20 protein-coding genes and 1 pseudogene are annotated in these 16,258 nt (G+C 44.2%); 17 read left to right on the top strand and 4 right to left on the bottom strand.

The window, feature by feature from the left end; genetic code table 11:
• Positions 1-40: 40 nt before the first annotated feature.
• The 12 genes and pseudogenes from PCY71_RS03880 to PCY71_RS03820 all read left to right on the top strand — a co-directional run bounded on the left by PCY71_RS03880 (position 41) and on the right by PCY71_RS03820 (position 9,373).
• Positions 41-835 (top strand): glycerophosphodiester phosphodiesterase family protein, encoded by a 795-nt coding sequence (locus tag PCY71_RS03880; protein ID WP_366223325.1) that lies wholly within the window; start codon positions 41-43, stop codon positions 833-835.
• Positions 832-1,575 carry a GNAT family N-acetyltransferase gene (locus tag PCY71_RS03875; RefSeq protein ID WP_048774299.1) on the top strand — a complete coding sequence of 248 codons (744 nt, stop codon included), beginning with the start codon at positions 832-834 and terminating at the stop codon, positions 1,573-1,575. The genes PCY71_RS03880 and PCY71_RS03875 overlap by 4 nt, the downstream gene beginning before the upstream one ends.
• Positions 1,572-1,919 (top strand): hypothetical protein, encoded by a 348-nt coding sequence (locus PCY71_RS03870; RefSeq protein ID WP_048774298.1) that lies wholly within the window; start codon positions 1,572-1,574, stop codon positions 1,917-1,919. Before PCY71_RS03875 ends, PCY71_RS03870 begins: the two co-directional genes overlap by 4 nt.
• Before the next feature lie 50 nt (positions 1,920-1,969).
• On the top strand, positions 1,970-2,419 hold the full coding sequence (locus PCY71_RS03865; RefSeq protein WP_048774296.1) for an ASCH domain-containing protein: 450 nt from the start codon (positions 1,970-1,972) through the stop codon (positions 2,417-2,419).
• A gap of 92 nt (positions 2,420-2,511) precedes the next feature.
• A pseudogene (locus PCY71_RS03855) lies at positions 2,512-3,139 on the top strand (PadR family transcriptional regulator).
• Positions 3,140-3,335: 196 nt separating this feature from the next.
• Positions 3,336-4,130, top strand: a complete 795-nt coding sequence (locus tag PCY71_RS03850) for a hypothetical protein (RefSeq protein ID WP_048774294.1) — start codon at positions 3,336-3,338, stop codon at positions 4,128-4,130.
• Between the two features lie 124 nt (positions 4,131-4,254).
• The gene (gene glmU / locus PCY71_RS03845) at positions 4,255-5,634 is read left to right on the top strand and encodes a bifunctional UDP-N-acetylglucosamine diphosphorylase/glucosamine-1-phosphate N-acetyltransferase GlmU (RefSeq protein ID WP_048774293.1); all 1,380 of its coding nucleotides are present in this window, start codon (positions 4,255-4,257) and stop codon (positions 5,632-5,634) included.
• Positions 5,635-5,642: 8 nt separating this feature from the next.
• Positions 5,643-6,194, top strand: coding sequence for an NUDIX hydrolase (locus PCY71_RS03840; protein ID WP_002894822.1), 552 nt, complete (start codon positions 5,643-5,645; stop codon positions 6,192-6,194).
• 12 nt (positions 6,195-6,206) lie between these two features.
• Positions 6,207-6,629: a cell wall synthase accessory phosphoprotein MacP gene (gene macP / locus PCY71_RS03835; RefSeq protein ID WP_002894824.1), complete on the top strand. Its 423-nt coding sequence runs from the start codon at positions 6,207-6,209 to the stop codon at positions 6,627-6,629.
• Positions 6,630-6,705: 76 nt separating this feature from the next.
• The gene (locus PCY71_RS03830; RefSeq protein WP_048774292.1) at positions 6,706-7,398 is read left to right on the top strand and encodes a 5'-methylthioadenosine/adenosylhomocysteine nucleosidase; all 693 of its coding nucleotides are present in this window, start codon (positions 6,706-6,708) and stop codon (positions 7,396-7,398) included.
• Between the two features lie 13 nt (positions 7,399-7,411).
• On the top strand, positions 7,412-7,720 hold the full coding sequence (locus PCY71_RS03825) for a DUF898 family protein (RefSeq protein ID WP_048774291.1): 309 nt from the start codon (positions 7,412-7,414) through the stop codon (positions 7,718-7,720).
• 111 nt (positions 7,721-7,831) lie between these two features.
• Positions 7,832-9,373 (top strand): ABC-F family ATP-binding cassette domain-containing protein, encoded by a 1,542-nt coding sequence (locus PCY71_RS03820; RefSeq protein ID WP_002909238.1) that lies wholly within the window; start codon positions 7,832-7,834, stop codon positions 9,371-9,373.
• A gap of 54 nt (positions 9,374-9,427) precedes the next feature.
• Here PCY71_RS03820 and PCY71_RS03815 read toward each other — a convergent pair whose 3' ends face one another.
• The 3 genes from PCY71_RS03815 to PCY71_RS03805 are packed head-to-tail and all read right to left on the bottom strand — an operon-like array spanning position 9,428 to position 10,992.
• Positions 9,428-9,664, bottom strand: coding sequence for a zinc-ribbon domain-containing protein (locus PCY71_RS03815; protein WP_002897142.1), 237 nt, complete (start codon positions 9,662-9,664; stop codon positions 9,428-9,430).
• A gap of 35 nt (positions 9,665-9,699) precedes the next feature.
• Positions 9,700-10,518, bottom strand: coding sequence for a peptidylprolyl isomerase (locus PCY71_RS03810; protein WP_002899874.1), 819 nt, complete (start codon positions 10,516-10,518; stop codon positions 9,700-9,702).
• Positions 10,519-10,572: 54 nt separating this feature from the next.
• Complete coding sequence (locus PCY71_RS03805) at positions 10,573-10,992, bottom strand: NUDIX domain-containing protein (protein ID WP_002909239.1); 420 nt, start codon at positions 10,990-10,992, stop codon at positions 10,573-10,575.
• 222 nt (positions 10,993-11,214) lie between these two features.
• On the opposite strand from PCY71_RS03805, the gene PCY71_RS03800 reads away from it, so the two are divergent.
• From PCY71_RS03800 to PCY71_RS03790, 3 genes are all read left to right on the top strand, one after another.
• Positions 11,215-11,397, top strand: a complete 183-nt coding sequence (locus PCY71_RS03800) for a PspC domain-containing protein (RefSeq protein ID WP_002897145.1) — start codon at positions 11,215-11,217, stop codon at positions 11,395-11,397.
• A gap of 129 nt (positions 11,398-11,526) precedes the next feature.
• Positions 11,527-13,827 (top strand): DNA translocase FtsK, encoded by a 2,301-nt coding sequence (locus tag PCY71_RS03795; RefSeq protein ID WP_002909240.1) that lies wholly within the window; start codon positions 11,527-11,529, stop codon positions 13,825-13,827.
• A 104-nt stretch (positions 13,828-13,931) separates the two neighbouring features.
• Positions 13,932-14,318 (top strand): VOC family protein, encoded by a 387-nt coding sequence (locus tag PCY71_RS03790; protein ID WP_048774329.1) that lies wholly within the window; start codon positions 13,932-13,934, stop codon positions 14,316-14,318.
• A 110-nt stretch (positions 14,319-14,428) separates the two neighbouring features.
• On the opposite strand, the gene PCY71_RS03785 is transcribed toward PCY71_RS03790, so the two are convergent.
• Positions 14,429-14,776, bottom strand: coding sequence for a DUF3397 domain-containing protein (locus tag PCY71_RS03785; protein ID WP_002897148.1), 348 nt, complete (start codon positions 14,774-14,776; stop codon positions 14,429-14,431).
• 151 nt (positions 14,777-14,927) lie between these two features.
• Between PCY71_RS03785 and rplK the strand changes: the two genes are divergently transcribed.
• On the top strand, positions 14,928-15,353 hold the full coding sequence (gene rplK / locus PCY71_RS03780; RefSeq protein WP_002909242.1) for a 50S ribosomal protein L11: 426 nt from the start codon (positions 14,928-14,930) through the stop codon (positions 15,351-15,353).
• Between the two features lie 101 nt (positions 15,354-15,454).
• Positions 15,455-16,144 carry a 50S ribosomal protein L1 gene (gene rplA, locus PCY71_RS03775; RefSeq protein WP_002894855.1) on the top strand — a complete coding sequence of 230 codons (690 nt, stop codon included), beginning with the start codon at positions 15,455-15,457 and terminating at the stop codon, positions 16,142-16,144.
• Positions 16,145-16,258 lie beyond the last annotated feature (114 nt).

Here is a 16,258-nt window from a genome sequence, read left to right as displayed (position 1 = left end):
TGATGAGTCTAAAGCGGACTGGGACAGCAATACGGCAGCCATGATTGACCCTCCTACACATCCCTATCTTGAGAACACCATTTCTTCAATGCAGGCGGCTTTTGACCTGGGAGCAGATGCAGTGGAGTTTGATGTGAAATTGTCCAAAGACCAGCAACTGGCAGTCTTTCATGATGCAACTCTGAAATTCAAGACTGGCATTGAGGGAGAAATTCAGGACTATACGATGGCTGAGCTCAAAAAGATGGATATCGGTTACGGTTATACGGCTGATGGCGGAAAAACCTATCCTTTTAGAGGAAAAGGAGTCGGCCAGATGCCCACAATAGATGAGGTTTTTGAGGCCTTTCCAGACAAGGAGTTTGTGATTGAGGTCAAAGACGGGAAATTAGAAACCTATAAAGTCTTGTGGGAAAAGCTAAAAACGCTCTCGCCCAAAAGGTTAAACAAACTCAGTGTTTGTGGGGCAAGCGAGGAAGGCGTTCATTGGTTGCGCAGTCAGAGCAGCAGTCTCAAGCTCTTGTCCAAAAATCGCATGCTTAATGCTCTTATCCAATATGAATTATTGGGCTTTACGGGCTATATCCCTGAGGAAATGAAAAATGCAGAGCTGCGCATTACTTTGAAATATGCCAAATTCTTATGGGGTTGGCCAAACAAATTTATGGAAAGAATGGAAGCAGTCAATACACGGGTTGAGCTAACAGCTGGCGGCAGCGATTTATCAGAAGGTTTCGATCATATCCATAGTCTAAAAGATATTCCCGAAGGCTTTGACGGCTATATCTGGACGAATAAAATCAATGAACTGCATCTGAAAGAAGATAAAGAATGAAGGCAAAGAATACTTTTTTCCAATCCTGGACTAAAAATATGGTACTTTACGGTTTGGATGCTAGTCTAGGGCAGTTCTTTATGAATGCGCCTGAGACATCCTGCCTTTACCAACTAGGAAATTTCATCTTTCCGTCTGGTCAGGTGGATCCGAATTTGTGGCAGGAATTTAGCAAAAAATATAGTTTAGCTGACAAGGTCATTATCTCCGAGGAGTCCAGCTGGCAAGAGTTTCTGGATGGTCAGAGTGAGCTGGGCCAGTTTACTCGCTATGCTTTTGCGGACAAGGTTGCCTTTGACACAGATGCTTTGGAGAAATGGCAGCGCAGGCTACCAGCAAACTACCATCTTTGTCCGATTGATGAGGAGAGTTATGAGCGTTTGGCTGAGGAAGCCTGGTCTCAAGATTTGCAGGGTGATTTTTCCGGTTTTGACCATTTTCAAGCGGCGGGTGGCTTTGGCTTTTTACTTTATTCAGGAGAGGACATCATCGCTGGCGTATCGACAGGATTGGTCTATCATGGAGCTTTTGAGATTGAAATTGCTACCAAGCCAGCCTACCAAAGGCAGGGCTTGGCCAAAATCTTGGGTGCCCAGATGATTTTAGAAGCCCAAAAACACTCACTCTTTCCTCTCTGGGATGCGCACAATGAAGCTTCCAAGAAGGTTGCAGAAAGCTTGGGCTATCAGTGTCTAGGCGCTTATCCGGCCTATGAATGGAAAGGGACTTTTGACCAATGAAGAAAAACCAAACCTATGACTTAAAAGATATCATTGAGGCTGTAAAATCGGAAGAGCTAGATGATGATTTCTGTTTGTATGCTAAGGAAAATGGGGAACTGAATTTTCAGGACAGATACTTGCTTGCTGATTATCCTCAAGTGGTGGGTAATAGGGATGTTTACCCTAGACAAGTAAGCGAGCAAGAGCTGGATCTGATTTATTACGGTGAAGATTTTGCGGATGTTCTCTTGTCAGTCATGGAGCAGATAGCAGAAGCAACTGATGAAGAGTGTTTACAGGCTCTGCTTTACTATTATGAGCATGATGATTTCATGGATTTTGATAAAGATACAGTTTTGTAGGAAGATTTTTTATAAACAATAATTTTCATTTTAGAAAGATAGGAGAAAAGATGACCCCAAAAGAAATGTGGCAGGCATACAAGAAAATCAATCCAAAGATTGGCGACGATATTGACGCCTGGGCCTTCGGTGACTTGGCAGATGAGCTTGCTGACTTAGTGCTGCGTGGTGAAAAGACAGCGACGGCTTCTGCCTATGAGCTCTATAAGCTTGAAAATGAGCCCTTGCCGCAGGCAGGAAGCTTTGATGTCATTTTAGACAGTCAGGACAAGGCAGTCTGTATCATTGAAATCACCAAAGTCTCTGTGGTACCTTTTAATGAGGTTTCAGCCGAACACGCCTTTAAGGAAGGAGAAGGAGACAAATCCTTGGCCTACTGGCAACAAGTCCATCAGGAATTTTTTACGGAGTGTCTGGCGGAAGCCGGTTTGGAATTTTCGCAAGAAACGGGTGTCGTCCTAGAAGAATTTCGCAAGGTCTATCCGCTGGATCAAGCTTAAGTCTATTTTTGAATAGGCTTTTTGTTTGCCCTTGATAAATCGAAATAAAAGTGTTGCTATTAGGTATATAAAAATCGTGATTTGGAGGAGAAATGGATAAATTAATTTTAGGCTTACTCATGATAAAGCGTTTTACAGTTTATGAAATTCGTCAGGTGATGCGGCAAAATTTCAGCTCTATGTGCAGCGATAGTCTAGGCAAGTATCCAAGCAGCCTTAAAAAAACTGTCCCAGCAAGGAGCAGTGACTTATTCGGAGTACGTAGAAAAAGGAAAAATGAAGAAGGAATATGCGATTACAGCTTCGGGACGAATCTTGTTTTTGGAGTGGCTTAAAACGCCTATCAACATGAGCAAGAACAAGAATATGGACTTGGGGAAATTCCTCTTTATGGGATATCTTCCTAAGAGAGAGCAGCTTCAGATGCTGGATTTGACCATTGAGGGACTGGAAGTTGAAGTCCAAGAGTTTGAAGCTGTCAAAGACGCGATTCGTTTTACGGAGGAACAAGAAAAGGTAAAAGCCTATCTAGAGCAGAACAGCCATCTGGCTACAGAGCTGATAGAGACCAGTCAGGCGGCTGATTTAGCTGAAAGTATTTCCCAGATTGGCTATTTTGAAATGAAGACGCTCGAATTTGGGCTTGATTCTGCTCGCTTTCAGTTAGACTTGTTTACCAAGCTTCGCCAGCAGTTGGCTGAAAATGAGAAAGAGGGCTGAGATACTAAGTATTCAAAAAGCAGCGGCTACTTGCCTAGTTGATACATTTGGCAATGACTTTGAAAGTTTGAAAAACAAATTAGCCTTTCTTCCGCTACAGTCTTCAAAGACCGTTTCTGAAAAAGATTGAAAATAGCTCTAAAAAAGCTTATAATATAAGCTATAAAATGACAGAAGGCTTTTAGGAGGATTGATTTTGAAGAAGGTTCATTTTTTTATCATTTACGGCTGTGTCTGCTTTGTACTGATTGGAGGAACCTTTCTCTATACTTACTTTAAGCCTGGAGGAATCGCAGAAGCTCTTGAATCCCGCTTTAAGCTGTCTGCTGTAGTGGATGCATCCTTGAAGAAATTCGATCATGATAGTTTCTACATGGATCGGCTGTCTGAGTCGACCTTTCTAGAAGGTTACAAAAAAAGAAAAGCCAAGACGGTTAAACAGCTGACTGTCTCAGATTCACCTTATTTAGCTAAGCTTTACGAAACCTATGATGATCAAGAACTGACCCATTATTTCAGCGAGGATCGGATGTACTTGGAAGAAAAGGATGGATTTGAGACCATTGATGACACGGAGTCACGGAAACATATTGATGGCTATTCGGGCATGTCCTCCTTTAAGGCTTTGCTGCAGGTCATGGTAGATAATGAGTCAGAACTAACTAAGAAAAAAGTGGACGGCGGCTATGAGTTTTCGGTGGCAGCAGAAGGTGATTTGGCCTATGACCTTATCGATGCCTTCTACTATGCTTATAATGATGAGCATTATGATACGACCATTGATATTGAGAAGTGTCAGGTTGCCTTTGTGGTTGACCCTAAGACTCGGACCATCCGCTCTATTGATATGATCATGGATTTGGACGAAGATACAGCTTTAGATGGAGAATTGATTTACTTCAAGCAGCGGGCGGTCTTCAAGGACTATGGCAAGGCTAAAGTCCATCTTCCAAAGAAAATCAAAGAAAAAGAAGCAAAATCAGCTGTTTAAAGGCTGATTTTTTTGTGCGAAAGGCTTTTATTGTAGCATTTTCTCTGGTATCTTGATTTTAATTTTTAAAAATTACCTTTTAGTGATATAATAAAGGTGATATCCTACAGAAAAGAGATAATTGATGACAAATTACGCGATTATTTTGGCTGCGGGTAAAGGTACTCGCATGAAGTCAGATTTACCAAAAGTGCTGCATAAGGTTGCAGGAATTTCCATGCTGGAACATGTTTTTCGTAGTGTCAATGCCATTGATCCAGAAAAGACAGTGACAGTTGTTGGGCACAAGGCGGAGCTAATTGAGCAAGTCTTGGCAGGTCAGACAGACTTTGTCCGTCAGACCGAGCAGTTGGGAACGGGTCATGCCGTTATGATGGCAGAGCCTGTTTTGGAAAATCTGACAGGTCAGACGCTGGTCATTGCTGGCGATACTCCTCTGATTACAGGAGAAAGCCTGAAAAATCTGATTGACTTTCATATCAACCACAAGAATGTTGCGACTATCCTGACGGCAGAAGCAGATAATCCTTTCGGCTATGGCCGTATCGTTCGCAATCAGCACGACGAAGTCTTGAAAATTGTTGAGCAGAAGGATGCTTCTGATTTTGAGCAGCAAATCGAGGAAATCAATACGGGAACTTACGTCTTTGACAATGCCCGTCTCTTTGAAGCCCTCAAAAATATCAATACCAATAATGCTCAAGGCGAATACTATATCACAGATGTGATTGGTATTTTCCGCGAAAATGGTGAAAAAGTCGGCGCTTATACGCTGAAAGACTTTGATGAAAGTCTGGGGGTTAATGACCGTGTAGCTTTGGCTACAGCTGAGAGTGTTATGCGCCGCCGGATTAACCAGCAGCATATGGTCAATGGTGTCAGCTTTGTCAATCCTCATGCGACCTATATCGATGTGGATGTGGAAATTGCGCCTGAAGTTCAAGTTGAAGCAAATGTGACCCTGAAAGGTCAAACCAAAATTGGGGCAGAGACGATCCTGACCAATGGTACCTATATCGTGGACTCTGTCATTGGAGAGCGGACTATTATCACCAACTCTATGATTGAAGAGTCAAGTGTGGCAGATGGAGTGACGGTCGGGCCTTACGCTCACATTCGTCCAGGTTCTAGTCTGGCCAAGGATGTCCATGTCGGCAACTTTGTAGAAGTTAAAGGATCATCAATTGGCGAAAATACCAAGGCTGGTCATTTGACCTACATTGGAAACTCTGAAGTTGGCGCTAATGTCAATTTTGGTGCAGGTACGATTACAGTCAATTATGATGGTCAGAAGAAGTACAAGACTGTCATTGGCGACAATGTCTTTGTTGGTTCCAACTCGACCATTATTGCCCCAGTTGAGCTGGGTGACAATTCATTGGTCGGTGCAGGTTCTACCATCACGAAGGACGTACCAGCAGATGCCATTGCTCTGGGACGTGGCCGTCAGATTAACAAGGAAGATTATGCTAAGCGTCTTCCTCATCACCCTCAAAATAAGTAGGTTTAGTCATGGAATTTGAAGAAAAAACCGTCCAACGGACGGAGATTTATCAGGGACCGATTTTTAAAGTGGTTCAGGACCAGGTGGAGCTGCCAGAGGGCAAGGGTCAAGCCCAACGGGATTTGATTTTTCATAACGGAGCGGTGGCTGTGATTGCTATCACCCCGGAAAATAAGATGATTTTAGTCAAGCAGTACCGCAAGGCAATTGAAGCGACTTCTTACGAGATTCCAGCTGGTAAGCTTGAGGTAGGAGAGAATGCAGATCCCCAAGCGGCTGCCCTCCGAGAATTAGAAGAAGAGACCGGCTACACTGGACAGCTGGAGTTGGTCTATGATTTCTACTCTGCCATCGGTTTTTGCAATGAAAAAATCAAGCTCTACAGCGCCAGCCATTTAACAAAGGTCGAAAACCCTCGTCCCCAAGACGAGGATGAAACATTGGAACTTTTTGAAGTCAGTCTGGAGGAGGCACATCAGTTGCTGCAAAACGGTGACATCTGCGATGCCAAGACCATCATGGCCCTTCAGTACTGGGAACAAAAAAATCTGAATAAATAGGAACGTAGATCAATGGGAAAAGCTTTATTAACAGATGAAATCATTGAGCGCGCTAACCGCGGTGAGGATATTTCGGGGCCGCCTCTCATGGATGACGAGGAAACCAAGATTCTTTCAACTGGCAGAAGCTCCTTTAACTCGCAGCAGTCTAGCCGACAGGATACTCAGTTTGGCTATCAAAGCCCTCAAAACCGCTTTGGTTATGAAGAAGCTCGGTCTCAGCAGAATCAGAGTCGTTTTGGTTATCAGACTGCTCAAAACCAAGAGGAGTTTACGGATGAGACTCTCCACATTGAGGTAGATCCGACCGTGACTAAGAGCCGTCGGATTGAAAATCAGAAGCGGAGCCTCTTTCAAGCCAAACTTAATAAGATTCTCCTTTGGGTGGTTATCCTGCTGATTGGTTTGATTGCTGCTATTATTTGGTGGCCTTAAAAACCTGCTCTATTGCACTTAAAAGGAAGCCTAGCCTGTCTAAGCTTCTTTTTCATCAGATGATTTGAGGTATTATATGAAAATTGGAATTATCGCAGCCATGCCTGAGGAGTTGAAGATTCTGCTGGAGCATTTGAAAAATCCTCAGAAGCACTTGCGTTTGGGTCATGTCTATCATACGGGCACCATCGGCTACCATGAAGTAGTGTTGGTCGACAGCGGGATTGGCAAGGTTATGTCCGCTATGAGTGTGGCTGTTTTGGTCAATGACTTCAAGGTCACAGCTGTTATTAATACAGGCTCAGCTGGAGCAGTAGCAGAAGGCCTGGCTATCGGCGATGTGGTGGTCGCAGACCGTCTGGTCTACCATGATGTGGACGTGACGGCCTTTGGCTATGACTACGGTCAGATGGCGCGACAGCCACTCTATTTTGAAGCGAGCCGCTATCTGGTTGCTGAGATGAAGAAAATTTTGGAAAAGACCCATCAAAAGGCAAAGGTAGGTTTGATTGCGACAGGTGACAGCTTTGTTGCCGGTCAAGACAAGATTGATCGCATCAAGGAGCATTTTCCAGATGTCCTGGCTGTCGAGATGGAGGGTGCAGCTATTGCTCAAGCTACACATTCGATTGGCCTGCCTTTTATGGTTATTCGCGCTATGAGCGATACGGCAAGTCATGATGCTAATGTCACTTTTGATGAATTTATTCTTGAAGCTGGTAAACGCTCGGCAGAAACCCTGATTCAATTTCTAAAAGAGTTGGTTTAAAGGGGGAGATAGTATGTACAAAGAGTCTTATTTTGATGGTGGTCTCTTTTCCTACATCGGTCATGTGATTTTGGCTACCTTGATTACCGTTTTTACACTGGGAATTTGTGCACCTTGGGGCATGTGTGTTCTGTATAATTGGAAGATAAAACATACAGTTATTGACGGACACCGTCTTTACTTTGACGGTACTGCCATGCAGCTTTTTGGAAATTGGATCAAGTGGTGGCTCCTGACCATTGTTACCTTTGGTATTTATGGCTTTTGGCTGAAGATCAAACTGACCCAGTGGATTACCAAGCATACGCATCATGCGAATTGAGAACAAACAAGCGAGACTTAAGTGGCTCGCTTTTACTTTTCTTCTGTCTTGCCAAAAAATCCCTTTTGATGGTATAATCAAGGAACTGCAATCAATGATAGAGGAGAAAAAATGAGTATCTTAGAAGTAAAAAATCTCAGCCACGGTTTCGGAGACCGGGCTATTTTTGAGGATGTATCCTTCCGCCTGCTCAAGGGTGAGCATATCGGTCTGGTCGGTGCCAATGGCGAGGGAAAGTCAACCTTTATGAGCATTGTGACGGGTAAAATGCTGCCAGACGAAGGTAAGGTCGAATGGTCCAAGTATGTGACGGCTGGCTATCTGGACCAGCATGCTGTTTTGGAGCAAGGCCAGTCTGTCCGCGATGTCTTGCGCACGGCCTTTGACGAGCTTTTCAAGACAGAGGCTCGTATCAATGAAATCTATATGAGCATGGCTGAGGAAGGGGCCGATGTTGATGCCCTGATGGAAGAAGTGGGCGAGCTGCAGGACCGCTTGGAGAGCCGAGATTTCTATACCCTAGATGCTAAGATTGACGAGGTCGCACGGGCACTAGGTGTCATGGACTACGGTATGGAGAGTGATGTGACGGAGCTATCTGGTGGGCAGCGGACTAAGGTTCTCTTAGCTAAGCTGCTTCTGGAAAAACCGGATATCCTGCTCTTGGACGAGCCAACAAACTATTTAGATGCTGAGCACATTGATTGGCTCAAGCGTTACTTACAGAACTATGAAAATGCCTTTGTTCTAATCTCGCATGATATTCCTTTCTTGAATGACGTGATTAATATCGTCTACCATGTGGAAAATCAGCACTTGACCCGCTATTCTGGCGACTACTATCAGTTCCAGGAAGTCTATGAGATGAAAAAATCTCAGCTGGAAGCGGCCTATGAGCGTCAACAGAAAGAAATTGCGGACCTTAAGGACTTTGTAGCTCGTAATAAAGCCCGTGTGGCAACTCGTAATATGGCCATGTCCCGCCAGAAAAAGCTGGATAAGATGGATATTATTGAGCTACAAAGTGAGAAGCCAAAGCCTACCTTTGACTTCAAGACTGCCCGGACACCTGGTCGCTTTATCTTCCAAGCCAAGGATTTGCAGATTGGTTACGACCGACCGCTAACCCAGCCACTTAACCTGACCTTTGAGCGCAATCAGAAGGTGGCTATCATCGGGGCAAATGGGATTGGGAAAACGACCCTGCTCAAGAGTTTGCTAGGGATTATCCCGCCTATCGCAGGTCAAGTCGAGCGTGGGGACTATCTAGAGCTGGGTTATTTCGAGCAGGAAGTCGAAGGCGGCAATCGTCAGACACCGCTGGAAGCAGTCTGGAACGCCTTTCCGGCTCTTAATCAGGCGGAAGTCCGAGCGGCTCTGGCCAGATGTGGTCTGACTTCCAAGCACATCGAGAGCCAGATCCAGGTCCTTTCAGGTGGAGAGCAGGCCAAGGTTCGCCTTTGCCTCCTCATGAACCGAGAAAATAATGTTCTGGTGCTGGACGAGCCGACTAATCACCTGGATGTAGATGCCAAGGAGGAACTCAAACGGGCGCTGAAAGAATACAAGGGCAGTATCCTCATGGTCTGTCACGAGCCTGATTTCTACGAAGGCTGGATGGATCAGATCTGGGATTTTAACCAGTTGACTTGATAAAATTTAATAAAAGAAAAGAGACGGTTCATTGAGAATCGTCTCTTTCTGCTGCTAATAATTCAAAAACTGCTCGATTTCCTGCTTTTCAATCTGTTTGCCATGCTGGCAGACAGGGCAGGTGAGGTAATGTTTTCTACCGTAAGGAAAGGTTGGAATCCAATAGAGTGTAAACTTTCGGCCGGTTTCAATAATGTCCCAAGGTGCGACGTTGTGGCAGTTGGCACACTCGATATTGCTTTGGGTCTGTCCTACGTTTTTCTGATAACCTTTATATCCCCAGATAATCATATTGATTTCCCTGCTTTATTGGTTGGGCAGCAAGCTTATTTGCTGAAGTCATAGTCCTTGATAATCTCGATTTTTTCAATCTTGATATCTTTTTTAGGCTTGTCGTTGTCGTCTGTTTCTGCGGCAGCGATTTTGTCCACCACATCCATACCTTCCAGCACTTGGCCGAATACGGTATAAGCTCCGCCATCTAAAGTAGGATTTCCACCGTTTTTATAGGCTTCGATGATTTTAGCTGGGAAAGAATCCGTAGACATTTGGCTAGACAGGTCTTTCTTGCTTTGGTTGATAAAGAACTGACTGCCATTGGTATCAGGGCCTGCATTGGCCATGGATAGGGCGCCTCGAATATTATAGAGATATGGAGAATACTCATTTTTAAAGCCGTTTCCAGAGTCTTTAGACTTGTCTTTGCCCTTCCAGATAGACTCGCCTCCAGTGCCATTGCCTTTAGGGTCTCCGGTCTGAATCATGAATTCATTGATAACACGGTGGAATAAAACGCCATCATAGTAGCCTTCCTTGGCATGGGTCAGGAAGTTTTCGACAGCCAGTGGAGCTTGTTTTGGAAAGAGCTTGATGCGGATATCGCCTTCAGTCGTTACCAACTTGACTTCTGCCTCATCTTCAGCAACTTCTGTAGATAGCTGCGGGAAGTTGGCATTTTCGTTGGTCATGGCATCCTTGAATTGCTCACGGAGTTTGCTGGTTTCCTCTGGGTCAGAGCTAGAGCTCACTAGCGAAGAACTGCTGGATGAGTTGGAGGAGCTAGTAGTCTCCTCTTTCTTACCTTTACCAGAGCAGCCAGCCAAGACAAGTCCTGATAAGAGGCTGATAAGAAGAATTTTTTTCATATAAAACCTTTCTCACATTAGATTGTAAACTACTGATATTTTACTACAATTAGGCTAGTTTTTCAAACCCTCCTGTGTCAGACAATCCAGGAGCAGATTTTTAAGTCCTGCTGGCCGTAAGTTTAGTCCGAAAATTGCTTCTATGTCTAGCCATTCAGGTTGATAGATATTCTGGGCATGACTGCGAAGGGCTTCCTCGCCCTGAATCATTGGGGCTGATGTATGGCTGATAGTGGCACGAAAATAGATTTCTAAGCGGTGGCCATTTCTGAAAGTAAAGGCTGTCTGCAGCTGCTTTTTAGACAAGTTCCAACCCAGCTCTTCCTGAATTTCTCTCTGAGCTGCTTGGACTGCAGTCTCACCTGACTCGGCTCCGCCGCCCGGTATCACAAAATACTCTTCTCCATTTTTCCAGCGGTGGATGAGCAGTATTTGCTTGGTTTGGGGATTGAAAAGAATGACTCCGGCTCGCATTATTTTCCTCCTGAAATTTTTTACTGTTAATTAGAATTTCTCTCTATTCTACCACAAGAACAAGAGTTTTGCTGGGACTTGTTAAAAGTAAGGTAGAGTGAACAAATTCATCTTGATGTAATTAAATTTTATCTGAAGAGAGGGTTCAATAGCAGGCGAACTTGTGCATTGAGAGATGTTATGGTAAAATAAACAGTGTAAAAATAATAAGGAGTGTTTTCCATGGAGAAAAGACTGACAAGAGATGTCAACAACAAAAAAATCGCTGGTGTATGTGCTGGTATCGCAAACTACTTTGATTTAGATCCAACCTTGGTCCGTATTCTTTGTATTGTTTTTTGCTGTGCAGCAGGTACAGGTGTCTTGGCTTACTTGATTGCCTGGGCGGTTATGCCAGAGGCTTAATAAGAATTTTGTGATAGTGAAATGAGAACTGGTTAGTCCAGTTCTTTTTGCGTGGATAAATAAGTTTTTTGTTTTTGATCTAGATAAAAGATTTCTCATCTATGGCTCAAATATGGTATAATAAGGGTTATGGCAACTAAGAAAAACACGAAAAAAGGCCGGACAACTCGCCGGCCGACAAAAGCAGAATTAGAAAGACAAAAAGCAATAAAGAGAATGATTGCCACCTTTGTGCTGGCTCTTATTCTTTTGTTTGCAGCTATAAAGCTGGGCGCCTTTGGGGTTACCATTTATAATATGATTCGCCTCTTGGTGGGAAGCTTGGCTTATCTGGCTATTCTGGCCAGCTTTGGCTATCTCTTTTTTTTCAAGTGGCTGCACAAGCACGAGGGGACGGTTTCAGGATTTATCAGCCTCTTTTTAGGGTTGGAGTTGATCTTCCAAGCTTATTTTGTCAGTGTGTTGAAGCTAGAAGGGGCAGCAGTCTTATCTACAACTTTAGGCAGGGTCTTGACTGATTTGACAGCCTTTAAGGTTAGCTCCTTCGCGGGAGGCGGCCTGCTGGGCTCTCTCTTATACGCACCTATCTCTTTCCTTTTTTCAAATATCGGTTCTTATTTCTTCGGCCTGCTGCTCATTCTTTTGGGCGGTCTCCTTATGAGCCCGTGGTCTATCTATGATATTTCAGAAAAGGCTATGGCAGCCTTTCAAAATTGGAGAGAAAAGCAGGAAGAAAAGCGACAGCTTCGTTTCTTGGAGCAGGAAGAGAAAGCTGCACAGGCAGCTATGCAAGCCATTGAAGTAGAGCAAGAAGAAGCTGAAGTGGATCCTGAAACGGGAGAGATTTTAGATGACGAGGACTTGTCAGATACAGCTGTGGACTTTGACGAGGCAGACTATGAGGAACTAGGAGAGTATGACCCTCATGAGCCTCTGGACTTTGGTCGCGAAGAAGAGACGGATGAGGCGGACGTAGACGTTGAAGTGGACTTTACCGCCAAGGAAAGTCTGGACTACAAGCTGCCGACCATCAACCTCTTTGCGCCCGACAAGCCTAAGAATCAGTCCAAAGAAAAGCGCATTGTTCGAGATAATATCAAAATTTTGGAAGAGACCTTTGCTAGTTTTGGGATAAAGGCTGCTGTTGAGAGGGCTGAAATCGGACCTTCCGTCACTAAGTACGAGGTCAAGCCAGCTGTTGGTGTTCGGGTCAATCGGATTTCCAATCTGGCTGATGACTTGGCTCTTGCCCTAGCTGCCAAGGATGTACGGATTGAAGCGCCGATTCCTGGAAAATCCCTAGTCGGGATTGAAGTGCCCAACTCTGAAGTTGCGACCGTGACTTTCCGAGAACTCTGGGAGCAGTCTAAGACGGATGCTAGTAAGCTTCTAGAAATCCCACTTGGTAAGGCTGTCAACGGCTCCGTTCGCTCCTTTGACTTGGCTAAGATGCCCCATCTCTTGGTGGCTGGCTCTACTGGCTCTGGTAAATCTGTGGCCGTCAACGGTATTATTGCCAGCATTCTCATGAAAGCCAGACCTGATGAAGTCAAGTTTATGATGGTGGATCCTAAGATGGTGGAGCTGTCCGTTTATAATGACATTCCCCACTTGCTTATCCCTGTTGTGACCAATCCACGCAAGGCCAGTCGTGCATTGCAGAAGGTTGTAGACGAAATGGAAAATCGCTATGAACTCTTCTCTAAGGTCGGTGCCCGTAACATTGCTGGCTACAATGCTAAGGTTGCTGAGTACAATGCCCAGTCAGAGTACAAGCAGGTGCCCCTGCCTTTAATCGTTGTTATCGTGGATGAGCTGGCTGACCTCATGATGGTGGCCAGCAAGGAAGTGGAAGACGCCATTATCCGGTTGGGACAAAAAGCGCGTGCGGCTGGGATTCACATGATTCTGGCTACCCAGCGGCCATCAGTAGATGTTATATCGGGTCTAATCAAGGCTAATGTGCCCTCTCGGATTGCCTTTGCTGTGTCCAGCGGGACAGACAGTCGGACCATTCTGGATGAAAATGGAGCAGAAAAGCTCTTGGGTCGTGGGGATATGCTCTTTAAGCCTATTGATGAAAACCATCCGGTTCGTTTGCAGGGCTCTTTTATCTCAGACGAAGATGTGGAGCGAATCGTAGCCTTCGTCAAGAATCAAGCTGAAGCTGATTATGATGATAGCTTTGATCCTGGTGAAGTATCTGAAAGTGATTTGGATACTGGCGGGGGCGACGATGAAGGTGATCCTCTCTTTGAAGAAGCCAAGGCCTTGGTTATCGAGACTCAGAAAGCTAGCGCATCTATGATTCAGCGGCGACTCTCAGTCGGCTTTAACCGGGCCACTCGTCTCATGGAAGAACTTGAAGCAGCGGGTGTTATCGGACCAGCCGAGGGAACCAAGCCGAGAAAAGTTTTGCAGACGAATTGATCCTAATTTCACTAGTCTGCCAGCAAGAAAATCATTTGATAAAAACAAATCTGCCAGCAGTCAGCCGGCAGATTTTCTCTACTTACCAAGGAAAGGAAAAAAGTATGAAACTAGACACCATTCACCATATAGCCATCATTGGTCATGATTATGCCAAGACCAGGGAGTTTTATGTGGATAAGCTAGGCTTTGAACAGCTGGATGAACACCATCGGCCGGACAAGCAGGATATTCTCTTTAATGTTCGCAAGGGAAATCTGACTCTGGAAATTTTTATCAAGGAAGAAGCTCCTAAGCGGCCAGCCTTGCCTGCTCCAGAACATACTGGTTTGCGGCATCTGGCCTTCCGAGTGACAAATGTCGAAGAAATGCTAGTGGAATTTGACCGTTTGGAGATTCCCCATACCGAGCTGCGCTATGACGACTTCGACGGCCGTAAGATGGCTTTCTTCTTTGATCCGGATGGCCTGCCTTTGGAGATTCATGAATAAGGCTAGGAAAATCGGGAGGTTCTTCTTTCACGGCAAAAGAAGGACTTGTAAATCTCACATATGAAAAACCCATCGGCTATCTGATAACCGATGGGTTTTGTTTTACATTATTACAAAAAGAGACCGATGACCATGGCTAGGTACATGAAGAAGGTCAGAAGAAAACCTGCTCGCCAGAAGAACTTAAAGAACTTAGGGTAGTAGAAGCTCCGTTTTTTCTTGAGAAAATAGATGGTGATGGCGATAGCGAGAACTGATAGAGCTAGAGTCAGCTGGGGCAGCAAGCTATGATAGTAGGCCTTGTCTGAAATGATATAAAATTCCACAACAAAAAGCGGAAAAGCCAAGTCCGCAAAGTTTAAACCGTATTTTCTTAATTGAAAAACTCGCACTGTAATAGTGGTTAAAATCAAAGTTAAAAAGATAAATAAAATCGAAGCAATCTTTAATAGTGTCATAAGATTATTTTACCACAAAAAATTCAAAAAAGAAGATAAAATTCCTTGCATTTAACAAAGTTTAGTGTATAATAGAAAGGTATGCGAAAAGCATACTTGTGGGAGGTAAAAATCTTTATTTACCGCCAAAACCACAAAGGAGGATTTAAAAATGGCTAAAAAAATCGAAAAACTTGTAAAATTGCAAATCCCTGCTGGTAAAGCTACTCCAGCTCCACCAGTTGGTCCTGCGCTTGGTCAAGCCGGTATCAACATCATGGGATTCACTAAGGAGTTCAACGCTCGTACAGCTGATCAAGCTGGTATGATTATTCCAGTTGTTATCTCAGTATACGAAGACAAATCATTCACTTTCGTGACTAAGACTCCGCCAGCTGCTGTTCTGTTGAAGAAAGCTGCAGGCGTTGAAAAAGGTTCTGGTGAGCCAAACAAAACGAAAGTTGCAACAGTTACTCGTGCGCAAGTACAAGAAATTGCTGAAACTAAGATGCCAGATTTGAACGCTGCAAACATCGAGTCTGCAATGCGTATGATTGAAGGTACTGCTCGTTCTATGGGATTCACTGTTGTTGACTAATCAATAACGCTCGTCCCATTTGCCCGCACTACACTTGATCAGATTGACGAGTGACGTGGGAGATGAAAATCGATTGAACCACTTACAAGGAGAAAGATAAAATGGCTAAAAAAAGCAAACAACTTCGTGCTGCTCTTGAAAAAATCGACAGCACAAAAGCATACAGCGTAGAAGAAGCTGTAGCACTTGCAAAAGAAACTAACTTTGCAAAATTCGATGCAACTGTAGAAGTTGCTTACAACTTGAACATCGACGTTAAAAAAGCTGACCAACAAATCCGTGGCGCAATGGTATTGCCAAACGGAACTGGTAAAACTTCACGTGTTCTTGTTTTCGCACGTGGTGCTAAAGCAGAAGAAGCGAAAGCTGCTGGTGCAGACTTCGTTGGTGAAGATGACCTCGTTGCAAAAATCAACGACGGTTGGTTGGACTTTGACGTAGTAATCGCTACACCTGACATGATGGCTCTTGTAGGTCGCCTTGGACGTGTCCTGGGACCTCGTAACTTGATGCCAAACCCTAAGACTGGTACTGTAACAATGGACGTTGCAAAAGCAGTTGAAGAGTCTAAAGGTGGTAAGATTACTTACCGTGCAGACCGTGCAGGTAACGTACAAGCTATCATTGGTAAAGTTTCATTTGAAGCTGACAAGTTGGTTGAAAACTTCAAAGCTTTCAACGACACAATCCAAAAAGCGAAACCAGCTACTGCTAAAGGTACTTACGTAACCAACCTGACTATCACTACTACACAAGGTGTTGGTATCAAGGTTGACGTAAACTCACTTTAAGAATTAAATTGAACTGCCTTCGGGTAGTTCTTTTTTTGAAATAAAAATGCTGATAACGATTACAAACTCATAGAAACATGTTATAATAATATCGAATCAATTTATTTTATAATA

It is taken from the genome of Streptococcus sp. SN3 (assembly GCF_030439905.1).
The sequence above is the reverse complement of the archived record's forward strand: the minus strand, read 5'-3'. Positions and strand labels throughout refer to the sequence as shown.